The following is a 13648-nucleotide window of genomic DNA, read 5'->3' as shown; positions in this document are numbered from 1 at the left end:
CCTCAGGGGGTGTCGGCGGCCGGGCCGGTGTCGGCGCGGGCCTGGGAGAGGTAGTGGTAGGCGGAGGCGCGGGAGATGCCGAGCCGGGTGGCGACGTGCTCGACCGAGCGGCGTACGGCGAACACGCCGCGCCCGTCGAGGTCGCGGAACAGCTGCAGCCGCCGGTCCCGGTCCAGCGCCGCCCAACTGGTGTCGCGGCGCAGCGGGTGGGCGTCCACGATGGCGTCGACCACGGCGTCGATGTCGTCGCCGAAGGTGGTCGCCGGTACGTGGGCGGGGGCGCGGGCGGTCCCGGCGAGGGCGCCGAGGAGGGCGTGGGCCCGGTCGACGGCGGTGACGTCCAGGTTGACGCACAGGGCTCCGAACACGGCGCCCGTGGAGTCGCGCAGCACCATGGTGGAGGACTTGAGCAGGGTGCCGTCGGGCGTGCGGGTGACGTAGTTCAGCTCGTCGTGCGCCTCGTCGCCGCGGGCCAGCACGCGCATGCCGATCTCGCTCATCGCCCCGCCCACCGTGCGCCCGGTCACCGCCCCGGCGACGGCCACGACCGAGCGCTCGGGGCGCCGGTAGTCGTGCAGCACCGCCTCGCAGACCGGCCCGAACGTCGCGGCGATCCCGTCGATAACGGGGCGCAGCGCGGCGAGGACGGCGTCGCGTTCGGCGTCCAGTGCGGGTTCGTTCATACGGCTGAGACTACACGTCCAGCCGCTGGACGCACAGTCCAAGGTGGGTGCCGTTTGACATCGGGGCGGGATTTGATCATGCTTCTACTAATGAATTAATGAAAGCATGGAAGGTGACGTGGTCGAGTACCGGATCGATCGACAGAGCGGCATCCCGGCCTATGTGCAGATCGTGCGGCAGACCGAGCAGGCACTCCGGATGGGTGTGCTGCGGGTCGGGGACAGACTCCCGACGGCCAAGGAGGTCGTCGCCGCCACCGCCATCAACCCCAACACCGTGTTCCGGGCGTACCGCGACATGGAGCAGGCGGGCCTGGTCCGCTCGCGGCGCGGGCTCGGCACCTTCGTGACCCGGTCGCTGGCGCGGCCCGGCGCGGAGGACGACTCGCCCCTGCGGGCGGACGTCGCCGAATGGGTCGCACGGGCCCTGGCGGCCGGACTGGAGCGGGACGACGTACTCGCCCTGGTCACGGCGGCCCTCGACGAGCACGACGGGCAACACGAGCACGACCCGGGCGACCGGGGACGGAAACAGGAGGACGCATGACCGGGCCTGACGAGCCCGCCGCGCTGCACGCCACGGACCTCGGGTTCCGCTACCGGGCCCGCGGCGACCGGGCGCTGAGGGACTGCGGGTTCACGGTGCCGCGCGGCCGCATCACCGCCCTGGTCGGCCGCAACGGCGCCGGCAAGAGCACGCTGCTGCACCTGGCCGGCGGGCTGCTGCGCCCCACGCACGGGCACATACGGGTGCTGGGCTCGGCGCCGGACGCCGCCGCGGCCCGCACCCGGGTGGCCCTGCTGACCCAGGACAGGCCGCTCTACCCGCGCTTCACCGTGGCCGACACCCTCCGCATGGGCGGCAAGCTGAACCCCTCGTGGGACCGGTCGGTCGCCGAGCGGGTCGTGCGCGAGGGGGACATCGCCCCGACGGCCAGGGTGGGCGAGCTGTCGCCGGGCCGGCGCACCCGCGTGGCGCTCGCCCTGGCCCTCGGCAAGCGGCCGGAACTGCTCCTGCTGGACGAGCCGCTCGCCGACCTCGACCCGGTGGTGCGCGCCGAGATCATGGCGACGCTGATGGCCGAGGCGGCGGAGCGCGAGGTGAGCATCGTGATGTCCTCGCACGTCCTGCCCGATCTGGAGCAGACCTGCGACTGGGTGCTGCTGCTGCGGGCCGGCCGGGTGGAGCTGAGCGAGGACGCCGACGCGCTCCGCGAGGGCCACACCCTGCTCACGGGGCACGTCGACGAGGAGCCTGCGCTGCGGGAGCACACCGTGGTGCGGCGCCGTACGCACGGGCGGCAGCTGACCGCCCTGGTGCGCCCGCGGGGCCCGGTCGGCGGCGACTGGCACGTCGAGCGGCCCGGCCTGGAGGAGATCCTGCTCGGGCACCTCCAGGACGGTGCCGCGGCCGCGAACGGGGAGGCGGCGTGAAGGGCACGCTGTGGCTGGCCTGGCGCCAGCAACGGGCACTGATCGTCTGCGGCGCCGCGGTCCTGCTGGCCGCCGCCGCGCTCGCCGCGTACTCCCGCGCGGGCATGGTCGACGACCTGCGCAGCGGGCTGTTCGACGGCTGCGACCCCGGGCCGCTGTACTGCACCCGGGCGCCGGACGGACTGCCCCGGTTCCTGGACGTCGAGCCGCTCCGGCTGCTCGGCGCGCTCAACATCGCGCTGCCCGCCCTGGTCGGCATGTTCTGGGGCGCGCCGCTGCTGGGCCGCGACCGGGAGCTGGGCACCCACCGGATGGTTCTGTCCCAGGGCGTCGGCCGGGCCCAGTGGTTCGCGTCCCGGTTCGCGCTGGCCGCGCTCGGCACCGTGACGCTGTCCGGCGCGCTGGCCCTGCTGTTCCGCTGGTGGTGGGAGCCCGCGGCCAACCGCAGCTACGGCCTGTTCTGGTACGAGGCCACCGCGCTGACCGGCTCCGGGCCCTCCCTGGTCGCCGCCGCGCTGTTCGGGCTGGCGGTGGGCACCCTCGCCGGTCTGCTCACGCGCCGGGTGCTGTCCGCGATGGCCTGGACGCTGCTGGTCACCGGCGTGGCGGCGGTGGCGGTGCAGTGGACGCACCGGGCCCGGCTGCTGGTTCCGCCGCACCGGTACGTCAGCGACGGCTGGCAGCCGAAGGAGCCGATGGGCGACAAGTGGTCCACCGGGCACTACGGCCTGATCACCGGTTCCGGCCGCCGGGACTCCGTGCTGGAGTGCGCCTTCCCCTCCGGGCGGGAACTGCGGGAGTGCATGACGCGGCACGGGTATGTCTCCCGCTACTACGAGGCCAATCCGGCCGGCGACTACTGGAGCTTCCAGTGGACCGACACGGCACTGCTCGGCGGCCTCGCCCTAGTCCTCGTCCTCGTCACGGTCCTTCTGCTGCGCCGCCGGGTCTGACACCCCGGCCGGCCTCTCCCACTGCCCGAGTCCCACTGTCCGAGTTCCACTGTCCGAGTTCCACTGCCCGAGTCCGTCGTACGGAGGTCGTTCCCCCCATGCCCAAAGACGCCAAGTCCCCGAAGAAGCTGCGCAGCAACCGCGCCGCGCTCACGCACAAGGTCGGGTACGCGCTGCGCCACCCCGAGCGCGTCGGCCCCTACGTCCGCCGGGCCGGCCGGGACGCGTGGCTGCGGGTCAAGCACCCCGACCACGTCGGCTACTACCGGGCGGTGATGGCCTCCGACGCCCGGCGCAGTCCCGAGGCCGCGGTCGGCAGCCGGACGCACGACCGCTGGCTGGCGCTCGGGCAGATGCAGTTCGACTACCTGGTCGAGCACGGACTGCGCCCCGAACACCGGATGCTCGACATCGGCTGCGGCAACCTGCGCGGCGGCTGGCGGTTCATCGACCACCTCGACAGCGGCCACTACTACGGCGTCGACATCTCGCCGGACATCCTGATCGCCGCCAAGAGGACCCTGACCGAGCGCGGGCTCCAGGCCAAGCTGCCCCACCTGACCATCACCGGCGACCTGCGGCTGGAGTTCCTGCCCGACGACCACTTCGACGTCGTCCACGCGCACAGCGTCTTCTCCCACTCGCCGCTGAACGTCATCGACGAGTGCCTGGCGCACGTCGGGCGCGTCCTGACGGACACCGGGTTCTTCGACTTCACCTTCGACCGGACGGAGGGCACCGAGCACCAGGTGCTCCGAGAGGACTTCTACTACCGCACGGACACGCTGCTCACCCTGGCCGCCCAGCACGGCCTGCACGCGCGGTTCATGGAGGACTGGGAGAAGCGGCCGCACGGCCAGTCCAAGATCCGGGTGAGCCGCTCACCGCTGCCGTCGTAGGCGGCCGATCCCATGACGTAGGGGCCGGACGGTTCGTCCGGCCCCTACGGGCGCGGGTCGACGCGCCGTCAGGCGGACCGGGAGTCCGCGCCCCGGCGGCCGGCAGCCGCGCCCACGCGCGCGTACCTCCTCCTGTGTGATCACTCCGCAAGCCCTGCCCGTTTAAGGCGTTTTGTCTGCTTAACATGCGGGGTCCGCGCATCGCCCCGTTGTACGAGAGGACACCAGATGGCGCCCACGGGCCGACCCAGCGCACTGGCCGAGCACGCCTTCTCCCCCCACGACGCCGTGCTGGGCGCCGCCGCCCGGCACCTCGGCCGAAGGCGCTTCCTCACCGTGACCGCGGCCGCCGCCGCGCTCGCCTTCTCCACCAACCTGCCGGCCCGCGGCGCGGTCGCCGCACCCGAACGCACCGCCCGGATCAGCAAGGACCCCTTCACCCTCGGCGTCGCCTCCGGCGACCCGCTGCCGGACTCGGTGCTGCTGTGGACCAGGCTGGCCCCCGAGCCGTTCCTTCAGGACGGCGGGATGGGCACGGAGCGGGTCACCGTCGAGTGGGAGGTGGCCCTGGACGAGTACTTCGCGGCCGTCCTGTTCCGGGGCACCGCCGACGCCCACGCCGAGTACAACCACAGCGTCCATGTCGACGTGAAGGGCCTGACACCGGGGACCGTCTACTACTACCGTTTCCGTGCCGGGGCGTGGCTCAGCCCTGCCGGCCGTACCCGCACCGCCCCCGCGGCGGGCAGCATCACCACGTCGCTGAAACTCGCCGCGGTCGCCTGCCAGGCCTACATGGACGGCTACTACACCGTGCTGCGCCATGTCTCCCAGGACGACGTGGACGTGGTGTTCCACCTCGGCGACTACCTGTACGAGTACGCGGTGAACTCCGAGGGCGGGGAGCGCCGCTACACCGACGTCACGCTGCCCGATGTGTTCAACCGCGAGACGATGACCCTCGCGGACTACCGGCTGCGCTACTCGCTCTACAAGAGCGACGAGGATCTGCGGGCCGCCCACGCGGCGCACCCGTTCGTCGTCGCCTGGGACGACCACGAGACCGAGAACAACTACGCGGGCAGCATCCCGGAGAACGACATCCCGCCGTCCGAGTTCCTGCTGCGCCGGGCCGCCGCGTACCGGGCGTACTGGGAGAACCAGCCGCTGCGCGCCGCCCAGCTGCCGCAGGGTCCCGACGCCCGGCTGTACCGCCGGCTGCACTGGGGCACGCTCGCCCAGTTCGACATCCTGGACACCCGCCAGTACCGCTCCGACCAGGCCTACGACGACCGGCCGCACGCCCCCGGCGCCGAGTCGGACGATCCGGCGCGCACCATCACCGGCGCCGCGCAGGAGCAGTGGCTGCTCGACGGCTGGAAGGGCTCCACCGCGCTGTGGAACGTGATGCCCCAGCAGGTGTGCTTCTCCCAGCGCAGGTTCGACGTGACCGCCGACGCCGCGCTCTCCATGGACGCCTGGGACGGCTACCGGGCCTCGCGCGACCGGGTGGTCGCCGGGGCGAAGGCCGCGGGGGTCGAGAACTGGCTGATCCTCACCGGCGACGTGCACGTGGGTTACGCCCTCGACGTCAAGGAGGACTTCGACGACCCGGCCTCCGCCACCGTCGGCACCGAGGTCACCTGCACCTCGGTGGCCAGCGGCCGGGACGGCGTGGAGCAGCCCGCCAACTGGGACCTGTATCTCAAGGCCAACCCGCACATGAAGTTCTACAACGGCAAGCGCGGCTACGTCCGGGCCGAACTCGGCCGGCAGGCCACCCACCTCGACTTCAGGACCGTGTCCGCCATCAGCACCCCCGGCGCCCCCATCACCACGGCCGCGTCCTTCGTCACCGAGGCGGGCGAACCGGGACTGAAGCCCGCCTGATCGGTCCCGGCCCCGGCGGGAGGGCGCCCGCGTACTGCACATGGCACCCACGGCGTCCCCCATCGCGCGAAACAGCCCGGGGTCGGGCTTCGCCGCGGATCCCTGCGGCAATGCCTGTGACTTCGCCGCAGGCGCACCGTGATCCACGGTCGCCCACCGAACCCCGCTGTCTCGCACAGCTTCCGAAGGAGGCACATCGCATGGTCGGCAGACACGCCGCGCGCAGCCGCCGCGCAGCCCTCACCGCGCTCGGCGCCCTGGTTCTGACCGCACTCCCCTCGGCCGCCTCGGCGGCGCCGCCGCCCGTCCCCGGGCCGCGGCCCGCCGTGGCCCGCACGCCCGACGCCGCCACCGCGCCGGCGCGCATGCTGAGCGCGATGGAGCGCGACCTGAAGCTGACGCCGGGACAGGCGGCGGCCCGGCTGGTCAACGAGGCGGAGGCGGGCACCCGCGCGGGCATGCTGCGCAACACGCTGGGCGACCGCTTCGCCGGTGCCTGGGTGAGCGGGGCGACCTCCGCCGAGCTGACCGTCGCCACCACCGACGCCGCGGACACCGCGGCCATCGAGGCGCAGGGTGCCAAGGCGGCCGTCGTGGGACGGAACCTCGCCGAACTGCGCGCGGTCAAGGAGAAGCTGGACGCCGCCGCCGTGCGCACCCGGACCCGGCAGACGCCGGTCTGGTACGTCGACGTGAAGACCAACCGGGTCACGGTCCAGGCGACCGGTGCGTCGGCCGCGGCCGCCTTCGTCAAGGCGGCCGGTGTGCCGGCCGCGGACGTGGGCGTCCGCGTCTCGCCGGACCAGCCGCGGGTGCTGGAGGACCTGGTCGGCGGCGACGCCTTCTACATCAACGACCAGGCGCGCTGCTCCATCGGCTTCTCCGTCACCAAGGACGACCAGGAGGGCTTCGCCACGGCCGGGCACTGCGGCGACCCGGGCGCCACCACCACCGGGTTCAACGAGGCCGACCAGGGCACCTTCCAGGCCTCCACGTTCCCCGGCAAGGACATGGCCTGGGTGGGCGTCAACTCCGACTGGACCGCGACGCCGGACGTGAAGGCCGAGGGCGGCGAGAAGATCCAGCTCGCCGGGTCGGTGGAGGCGCTCGTGGGCGCGTCGGTGTGCCGTTCCGGTTCGACCACGGGGTGGCACTGCGGCACGATCCAGCAGCACGACACGAGTGTCACCTACCCGGAGGGCACCGTCGACGGGCTGACCGAGACGACGGTGTGCGCCGAACCCGGCGACTCCGGCGGGCCCTTCGTGTCGGGCGTTCAGGCGCAGGGCACCACGTCCGGCGGCTCCGGCGACTGCACCAACGGCGGGACCACCTTCTACCAGCCCATCAATCCGCTGCTCAGCGACTTCGGCCTCACCCTGAAGACCACCTCCGCCGCGACCGGGACACCCGCGCCGCAGGACAACGCGGCGGCGGACGCGTGGACCGCGGGCCGGGTCTACGAGGTCGGCACCACCGTCTCCTACGACGGCGTGCGCTACCGCTGCCTGCAGAGCCACCAGGCCCAGGGCGCCGGGTCACCGGCGAGCGCCCCGGCCCTGTGGCAGCGGGTCTGACGGACAGTCGTCCGGCGCGGGTCCGCCCGAAGCGGCCCCGCGCCGGCCCGTGTCCCGGCGGGCTGGGGGGCCTACCCGTCCGCGAGGAGCGCGTAGGCGGTGGCGATGAACGCGTCCCGGGCGCGGAACCGGCGGGTGCACACGGCGGCCAGGGCCGTGTCCGTGTCGGGCCGGAAGCCCAGGAACGCCTGCTGACCCAGGGTGGCGCCGCTGTGGAAGTACATCGGCCCGCCGTCCGTGGGGTGCCGGAACCACCCCACCGTGTGCACGTGCCGGTGTCCCAGTCCGCGCCGGAGCACCGGCACCCGCACCGCCCGCAGCGCACCGGCGGCCGGTGAGCGGTCCGGGTCCAGGTGCGCCTCCAGGAAGGTGAGCAGGTCGTTGGGGGTGGACCGGACGGCTCCGGCGGCCTGGAAGCCGCCCGCGTCGAAGGGCGGCACGGGGGTGCGGCCGTCCTTGCGGTGGCCCACGGCGTCGCTCTCGGGCCCCTCTGCGCGCAGGGCCGTTCCGCTGAGGCCGAGGGCGCGCAGCACCTGCCCGGTGATCAGGTCCTCCCAGGCGGTGCCGGTGGTCGCGGCGAGGGCGTGGCCGAGCACGGAGACGCCGTAGTTGGAGTAGTGCCAGCGGGTTCCGGGGCGGTGCTTCGGCTCGTGGCGCAGGAAGGTGTCGGTCAACCGCTCGGCCGGGTAGCGGGCGTAGGGGTTGGTGTGCCAGGCGGGCAGTCCCCGGCGCAGGAAGCCGGCCGGCAGGGCGGGCAGTCCCGAGGTGTGGGTGATCAGGTGGGCGAGGGTCACGGGGTGCGGGCCGGGCGTCCTGCCCGGGTCCAGGCAGCCGGCGGCCGGCTCCGAGCCGGTGAGCACGCCGCGCCGGATCAGTCGCGTCAGCAGCAGCGCGGCGAACGTCTTGGACGCCGAACCGATCTCGTAGCGCAGGTCCTCGCGGGGTACGGCGGGCGGCGGGGCGGTGCCGCCCGCGTACAGGGTGCGGCGGCCGCGCCGGGACACGGCGAAGACGACGTCGGGCGCGTCGCAGGCGTGCACGGCCTCGGTCAGCCGCTCGCGCAGCGCCGTGTCGTCGGCCGGTGCCCGCTGCGGCGGGGCGGACTCCTCGGTGGCGGGGACGCCCGGCCAGGGCGTGCGGGGGCCCGTCACGACGCGGAGTGCGCCAGCTCGGTGAGGGCGCGGGAGGTGGCCAGCTGGGAGGCGAAGGCGGCGACGAGCGTCGGGTGGTAGACGATGTCGAACACCTCGTCGGGGCCGCCCTCGGGCATGTCGCGGATGGCGGGCATGGCGCCGTCGGGCTGCTGGGCGGCGGCGAAGGCCTCCCAGGCCCGTTCGTCGAGGACGGGTTCGGGCAGACAGGCGTCGACGACGAGGAGTTCGCCGAGCAGGTCCCAGCGTTCCAGGTCCGTCCAGTCGTCGATCCAGCTCGGCAGCCAGGCCGTGAGGTAGTCGGCGACGTGGGGCGGCAGGCCGGTGGGGTTCTCGCCCCAGTCGGTGAGGTGGAAGACGGCGTGGGTGATGTCGTAGGCGATGTGGCCCTCGACCGTCCAGGGTTCGGGGGTGCGGGCCAGCCAGGTGTCGCTCAGAGCCTCGGCCTCGGACGGGTGGGGGCTCAGGCCGAAGCGGCGCTGGAACGCGGCCAGGCCCAGTCTTCGGGTGGGGGTCCGCTCGAAGGCCGCCCAGCTGTCCAGCCGGTGGTTGAGGACGGCGGCCCGCTCCAGCTCGGGCTGGCTGTGGCCCAGTTCCCTGAAGGGCAGGTACACCTCGAAGGGGATGGACGAGATCGGTTCCGTGCGCTGGCCGCGCACCAGCATCCGGCCGCCGTCCAGGCTCTCGCGCCAGGCGTGGTCGAGGAGCCGCCGGGCCAGTTCGGTCTGCCGGGAGCCGGCCACGCCCTCGCGGAAGAGCACCTTGCAGATCAGGGCCAGTTCGCCGATCGGCTTGAAGCGCTGGAGGAAACCCACCTCCGGGTCCGCGTCGGGCTCCAGCCGGAAGCCGTCCCGGTGGGCCCACAGCCATTCCAGGGCGCGGGCCCCGACGGTGTGCATCAGGCGCGTGGCGGTCATCCGAGCGCTCCTTGTCCGCCGAGGTGTACGTGGGTGAGGGTCGCCGCGAACGCGGCCATGAGGGTGGAGTGGTAGCAGTGGGTGAAGTCGTCCGCGGGGGCCGCGGCCACCTCGGGCAGGGCGCCCGACGGGTGCCGGGCCGCCGCGAGGCGCTGCCACCCCTCCCGGAGGGCGGGCGGGCCGAGCGAGCCGGGCACGCTCGCCGCCACGGCGAGCAGTTCGCAGCCGAGGTCCCACAGGCCGGCGTCCAGGCAGGTGTCGAGCCAGGGCGGCAGCCACTGCGTCAGGTACTGCGCGAGACGGGCCGGGACGCCGGCCGGACCGGCCCGGCCCCAGTCGGTGAGGTGGAAGACGACATGGGTGAGGGCGTATCCGGCGGACCGTTCGAAAGTCCACGGTTCGGGCAGGCCGCCCAGCCAGGTGCCGTCCCGTACCGCGTCGGGGTCCGCGGACCGGGTGATGCCGCCGTGCCGTTCGGCCGCCAGGACGCCGAGCCGACGGGTCGGGTCCTGCTCGGTGAGCCGCCAGCCCCGGGTACGGGCCACCGTGGCGGCGGCCCTCTCGTAGTCGCGGTGGCGCAGCCCGGCCGCGGCGAAGGCGGCGTAGACCTCCAGCGGGTAGGTCGCGAAGGGCTCCTGGCGTTGTACGGCGACCAGGAGCGCGCCCCGGCCGGTCTGGTCCCAGGCGTGGTCGAGCAGGTCGCGGGCGCGGGTGTGCAGGGGGTCGGCGGGGCTGGTGAGCGCGGCCACGGTGGCGCACACCTGGGCGAGTTCGCCGAGTGGTTTCCAGGTGCGGTCGACCTCGGCGTGCGCGGCGAGGGCGTCGTCGCCCAGGGTGAACGCGTCGCGGTGCGCGTCAGCCCAGGCCAGTGCCGTGTCCGCCACGTCCCGTACGCTCCGGACCGCCTCGCGGACGGGCACGGCGCTCACACGAGTGCCCCGGCCCGCAGCAACCGGGCCGCCCGCACCTGGAGGCCCACCTGCGGGTCGCCGTCGGCCATGAGTTCCACGAAGTCCAGCCCGGAGTCGAGGCCGAGGGTCTGCGGGACGCCGTCCAGCACCGTGAGCCAGCGGCCGGCGCCGGCCGCCTGGAGCCAGTCCCGGCGGCGGACCGCGCGGACGAAGCCGCGGGCCAGGTCGAGGGGGCGCTGCCGGGCCACGCGGGCCACGGCGCAGTCCTCGCCGGGGAGCGCGAGCGGGGCCAGGACGGCGAGTTGGTGGCTCAGGGTCCGCCAGTCGGCGACGTCTAGCCGGCCGACGGCCGGTTCGGGACCGGTCGGGCCGGGTCCGGTCGGGCCGGGTCCGGTCAGCCGGTGCAGGGTCCGGGTCATCGCCCAGTGGCTCCACACCACGGTGGGCGCGGCGTCGGCACGCGGCGGGTAGCTCTGAACGGCCTGGCGGAACAGGGCGAGTTCGGCCTCGCCCGGGCGGGTGCCGAAGAGAAGGTGCGGCAGCAGGAAGTCGGCCCCCAGGACCCGGACGGCGGCCGGTGCGTAGCCGTCGGCGCCGGTGGCCGGCGACAGGTCCCCGGACACCGGGCCGTGGCCCCCGCTGCTGAGAGCGGAGGCCACGCCGGTTGCCAACTCCCGCACCGCGTCCTTCAGGAAGGACGAAGTGCTTGGCTGGTGCATTCACTGCTCCTGTCGGTCGGTCAGCCCTTCTTCGGGCGCGGGGTCGGCGGCGACAGCAGCAGGCCGTAGTCGCCACCCGCCAGGGCCAGTGCCGCGCACTCGCGGCTGTCGCGGAAGACGCCTTCCGCCTCGGCCGGGTCGAGCGCCGCGTCGATGTCGATGTTCGGGGTGCGGGTGATCTCTTCGGTCACCGTCTCCTTGGAAGGCATGTCACCATCTCCCTCTGGTCGGCCAATAGCCTTCACACCACAGGTGTCCCCGTACTCACAAAACCATGCCTATCTCTCAAAAAACTCATGAGATAACTTTTTCAACAAATCAGTCGAAGCAGACATCACCGGTTTCGCCGCAAGCGCCACACGTGGTCCTCGCGGTGGCCTTCGACGCCGTCCGGCGAGGTGCTGGCGCGGCGGACGGTCTCGCGGGTCTCGACGCTCCATCCGCCGTCCGGCAGGGCGAGGTCGGCCGGCACGCCGTCCAGGGTGGGGAACTCGGCGTCGAACGGGGGTTCGGTCTGCCAGGACGGCCAGCCGGCGTGCAGGACGAGCAGGAGAGTCCCGCCGGGTGCGACGGCGGCCGCCGCGCGGCGCAGGACCCCTCGCTGGTCCAGGGCGACCGGCGACTGCAGGTAGTGCGCGCTCACCAGGTCGAAGGTGCCCTCCGGGAACCACTCGCCCAACTCGTGCCGCTGCCAGGTGACACGGTCCCCGACGCCCGCCTCGGCCGCGTGCAGGGCAGCGCGTTCGAGGGCCGTGACGGCGATGTCCACGCCGGTGACCCGCCAGCCCCGCGCGGCCAGCCACACGGCGTCGCCGCCCTCGCCGCAGCCGAGGTCCAGGGCGGTGCCGGGCGTCAGGGCGGCCGCCTCGCGCACCAGCAGCTCGTTGGGGCGGCCGCTCCACACGCGGCCGGAGTCGCGGTAGCGGGCCTCCCAGAATTCCGCGGCGGGGGCCGGCGCGGGGATGTCGGTCATGGTGCCTCCTGGGGCCGGGGTCGTCTGCTCGGTACAAGGCGCGGGGGCCGCGCGCTCCGTGTGCAGGCTGCCCCGGCCGGACCGGCGGCACCAAAGTTCTTTGCCGGTCCGGCAAATCCGGCGGCGGCGGAGCGGTCCGTCAGCGCGTGAGCGCCTCCGCGTCGCCGCCCGCGCTGTCGGTGCGCACCCAGATCGCCCGGCGCGGGAAGGGGATCTCGACGCCCGCGTCGTCCAGTGCCTCCTTGGCACGGCGGCGCAGTTCGCGGGTGACGCCCCACTGCTGGAGCGGCACCGTCTTGACGGCGAGGCGCACCAGCACGCCGTCGGCGTCCAGGGACTGCACGCCCCACACCGCGGGGTCCTCCAGCAGGACGTCCGCGAAGTCCGGTTCCTCGCGCAGCGCGCGGCCGGTGTCCTCCAGCACGCGGTAGACGGTGTCGAGGTTCGCCTCGTGGGACACGGCGACGTCCAGGACGGCGCGGGCCCACTCCTGGCTGTCGTTGCGGACCCGCAGGATCTCGCCGTTGCGGATGTGCCACAGGCCTCCGTTGAGGTCGCGGACGTGGGTGAGGCGCAGGCCGACGTGCTCCACCTCGCCGACGGCCTCGCCGAGGTCGACCGAGTCGCCGACGCCGTACTGGTCCTCGACCATGATGAGCAGCCCGGACAGGTAGTCCGCGACCAGGCTCTGGGCGCCGAAACCGATGGCCAGGCCGACCACCCCGGCGCTGGCCAGCAGCGGGCCGAGGGCGATGCCGACCTGGTCGAGCACCATGGCCACGCCGACCATGAACAGCACGATGGTGACGGCGCTGCTGAGCACCGAGCCGATGGTGCGGGCCCGCTGTTCGCGGCGTTGCCGGGCCCGGGACCGGTCGCGGTGCAGGACGGCGGCGCCGCGGGACGGCCTGCGGGGGCGGCTGCGTTCGGCCTCGCCCGCCGACGGTTCCAGGACCCGCTGGACGACCCGGGTGATGGCCCGCTTGGCCACCGCGCGCAGCACGAGCAGGATCACGACGATGAGCGCGATGCGCAGCGGTATCCCGATCAGTGCCGTGGTGTGCTCGCCGACCCAGTCCGACCACGAGCCCGCCAATTGCGGGTTCGTGGCCGGTTCGGCGGACGGGGAGATGTGCGACATCGGCTCGGCTGCTCCGTTCCTCGGGGGCGTCTTGTCCGTCGTCGCAGCCGCCTACCCATCCGCCGCGCGAACATGACGGCTTTCACCGGCGCCCTTCGGGGCACCCGCCCGGCGTCGTCCCTCGGCGGAAGGGGTCCCCGGCGTGGTCACCGTTGCCGTCCTGCTGCTGCCCGCACTGGGTCTGCTGTTGTTCACCATGACGTATCTGGAGGACCGGCTGTTCGGTGATCCGGAACTCGCGCTGATCCCCGCCGTTCCACTGCCGCGCAAGCCCACCCCCGAGCTGATCACGGTGCCCGGCCGGCTGCGCGGCACCATCAAGGCGACCGAGCAGATCCTGGAGCGCACCAGGGCGGACGCCGTGGTCGGCTTCGGCGGCTACGTCGCCCTGCCCGGCTAC

General features: G+C 73.7%; 15 protein-coding genes. 7 read left to right on the top strand and 8 right to left on the bottom strand.

Annotated features, from left to right (window positions below; genetic code table 11):
- Positions 1-2: 2 nt before the first annotated feature.
- The gene (locus ACFV9J_RS21610) at positions 3-683 is read right to left on the bottom strand and encodes a transcriptional regulator (RefSeq protein WP_385356411.1); all 681 of its coding nucleotides are present in this window, start codon (positions 681-683) and stop codon (positions 3-5) included.
- 106 nt (positions 684-789) lie between these two features.
- Here ACFV9J_RS21610 and ACFV9J_RS21605 point away from each other — a divergent pair, with 106 nt between their 5' ends.
- The 6 genes from ACFV9J_RS21605 (at position 790) to ACFV9J_RS21580 (ending at position 7436) form a co-directional block, all read left to right on the top strand.
- Positions 790-1230 carry a GntR family transcriptional regulator gene (locus tag ACFV9J_RS21605; RefSeq protein ID WP_385356410.1) on the top strand — a complete coding sequence of 147 codons (441 nt, stop codon included), beginning with the start codon at positions 790-792 and terminating at the stop codon, positions 1228-1230.
- A complete protein-coding gene (locus ACFV9J_RS21600) occupies positions 1227-2117 on the top strand; it encodes an ATP-binding cassette domain-containing protein (RefSeq protein WP_385356409.1) in 891 nt (296 codons plus the stop codon). Before ACFV9J_RS21605 ends, ACFV9J_RS21600 begins: the two co-directional genes overlap by 4 nt.
- Entirely contained in the window at positions 2114-3070 is a 957-nt protein-coding gene (locus ACFV9J_RS21595; RefSeq protein WP_385356408.1) for a transporter, read from the top strand. Before ACFV9J_RS21600 ends, ACFV9J_RS21595 begins: the two co-directional genes overlap by 4 nt.
- Before the next feature lie 98 nt (positions 3071-3168).
- On the top strand, positions 3169-3969 hold the full coding sequence (locus tag ACFV9J_RS21590; RefSeq protein WP_385356407.1) for a class I SAM-dependent DNA methyltransferase: 801 nt from the start codon (positions 3169-3171) through the stop codon (positions 3967-3969).
- A gap of 228 nt (positions 3970-4197) precedes the next feature.
- Positions 4198-5859: an alkaline phosphatase D family protein gene (locus ACFV9J_RS21585; RefSeq protein WP_385356406.1), complete on the top strand. Its 1662-nt coding sequence runs from the start codon at positions 4198-4200 to the stop codon at positions 5857-5859.
- Between the two features lie 200 nt (positions 5860-6059).
- Complete coding sequence (locus ACFV9J_RS21580; protein ID WP_385356404.1) at positions 6060-7436, top strand: alpha-lytic protease prodomain-containing protein; 1377 nt, start codon at positions 6060-6062, stop codon at positions 7434-7436.
- A gap of 71 nt (positions 7437-7507) precedes the next feature.
- Here ACFV9J_RS21580 and ACFV9J_RS21575 read toward each other — a convergent pair whose 3' ends face one another.
- The 7 genes from ACFV9J_RS21575 to ACFV9J_RS21545 all read right to left on the bottom strand — a co-directional run bounded on the left by ACFV9J_RS21575 (position 7508) and on the right by ACFV9J_RS21545 (position 13248).
- Complete coding sequence (locus tag ACFV9J_RS21575) at positions 7508-8587, bottom strand: serine hydrolase domain-containing protein (protein WP_385356403.1); 1080 nt, start codon at positions 8585-8587, stop codon at positions 7508-7510.
- Positions 8584-9504, bottom strand: a complete 921-nt coding sequence (locus ACFV9J_RS21570) for a DUF6895 family protein (protein ID WP_385356402.1) — start codon at positions 9502-9504, stop codon at positions 8584-8586. The genes ACFV9J_RS21575 and ACFV9J_RS21570 overlap by 4 nt, the downstream gene beginning before the upstream one ends.
- The gene (locus ACFV9J_RS21565; protein ID WP_385356401.1) at positions 9501-10388 is read right to left on the bottom strand and encodes a DUF6895 family protein; all 888 of its coding nucleotides are present in this window, start codon (positions 10386-10388) and stop codon (positions 9501-9503) included. Before ACFV9J_RS21565 ends, ACFV9J_RS21570 begins: the two co-directional genes overlap by 4 nt.
- 41 nt (positions 10389-10429) lie before the next feature.
- The gene (locus ACFV9J_RS21560) at positions 10430-11134 is read right to left on the bottom strand and encodes a hypothetical protein (protein WP_385356400.1); all 705 of its coding nucleotides are present in this window, start codon (positions 11132-11134) and stop codon (positions 10430-10432) included.
- Between the two features lie 20 nt (positions 11135-11154).
- On the bottom strand, positions 11155-11343 hold the full coding sequence (locus ACFV9J_RS21555; protein WP_115740535.1) for a hypothetical protein: 189 nt from the start codon (positions 11341-11343) through the stop codon (positions 11155-11157).
- Positions 11344-11468: 125 nt separating this feature from the next.
- Positions 11469-12107, bottom strand: a complete 639-nt coding sequence (locus ACFV9J_RS21550; RefSeq protein ID WP_385356398.1) for a class I SAM-dependent methyltransferase — start codon at positions 12105-12107, stop codon at positions 11469-11471.
- 139 nt (positions 12108-12246) lie between these two features.
- Positions 12247-13248, bottom strand: a complete 1002-nt coding sequence (locus ACFV9J_RS21545) for a mechanosensitive ion channel family protein (protein ID WP_385356397.1) — start codon at positions 13246-13248, stop codon at positions 12247-12249.
- A gap of 142 nt (positions 13249-13390) precedes the next feature.
- Here ACFV9J_RS21545 and ACFV9J_RS21540 point away from each other — a divergent pair.
- Positions 13391-13648, top strand: a 258-nt coding sequence (locus ACFV9J_RS21540; protein WP_385356395.1) for a glycosyltransferase, incomplete at its 3' end; no start/stop codon positions are given.

The sequence above is a fragment of the Streptomyces sp. NPDC059906 genome, from assembly GCF_042730645.1.
Taxonomy (GTDB): Bacteria; Actinomycetota; Actinomycetes; order Streptomycetales; family Streptomycetaceae; genus Streptomyces; species Streptomyces rubrogriseus.
Note: the sequence above shows the minus strand (reverse complement) of the source record. Positions and strands in the feature narration are given on the sequence as shown.

Coding starts and splice junctions, on each gene's coding strand:
- ACFV9J_RS21610 (WP_385356411.1), bottom strand. CDS start 683: ATGAACGAACCCGCACTGGACGCCGAACGCGACGCCGTCCTCGCCGCG.
- ACFV9J_RS21605 (WP_385356410.1), top strand. CDS start 790: ATGGAAGGTGACGTGGTCGAGTACCGGATCGATCGACAGAGCGGCATC.
- ACFV9J_RS21600 (WP_385356409.1), top strand. CDS start 1,227: ATGACCGGGCCTGACGAGCCCGCCGCGCTGCACGCCACGGACCTCGGG.
- ACFV9J_RS21590 (WP_385356407.1), top strand. CDS start 3,169: ATGCCCAAAGACGCCAAGTCCCCGAAGAAGCTGCGCAGCAACCGCGCC.
- ACFV9J_RS21585 (WP_385356406.1), top strand. CDS start 4,198: ATGGCGCCCACGGGCCGACCCAGCGCACTGGCCGAGCACGCCTTCTCC.
- ACFV9J_RS21580 (WP_385356404.1), top strand. CDS start 6,060: ATGGTCGGCAGACACGCCGCGCGCAGCCGCCGCGCAGCCCTCACCGCG.
- ACFV9J_RS21570 (WP_385356402.1), bottom strand. CDS start 9,504: ATGACCGCCACGCGCCTGATGCACACCGTCGGGGCCCGCGCCCTGGAA.
- ACFV9J_RS21560 (WP_385356400.1), bottom strand. CDS start 11,134: ATGCACCAGCCAAGCACTTCGTCCTTCCTGAAGGACGCGGTGCGGGAG.
- ACFV9J_RS21555 (WP_115740535.1), bottom strand. CDS start 11,343: ATGCCTTCCAAGGAGACGGTGACCGAAGAGATCACCCGCACCCCGAAC.
- ACFV9J_RS21550 (WP_385356398.1), bottom strand. CDS start 12,107: ATGACCGACATCCCCGCGCCGGCCCCCGCCGCGGAATTCTGGGAGGCC.
- ACFV9J_RS21545 (WP_385356397.1), bottom strand. CDS start 13,248: ATGTCGCACATCTCCCCGTCCGCCGAACCGGCCACGAACCCGCAATTG.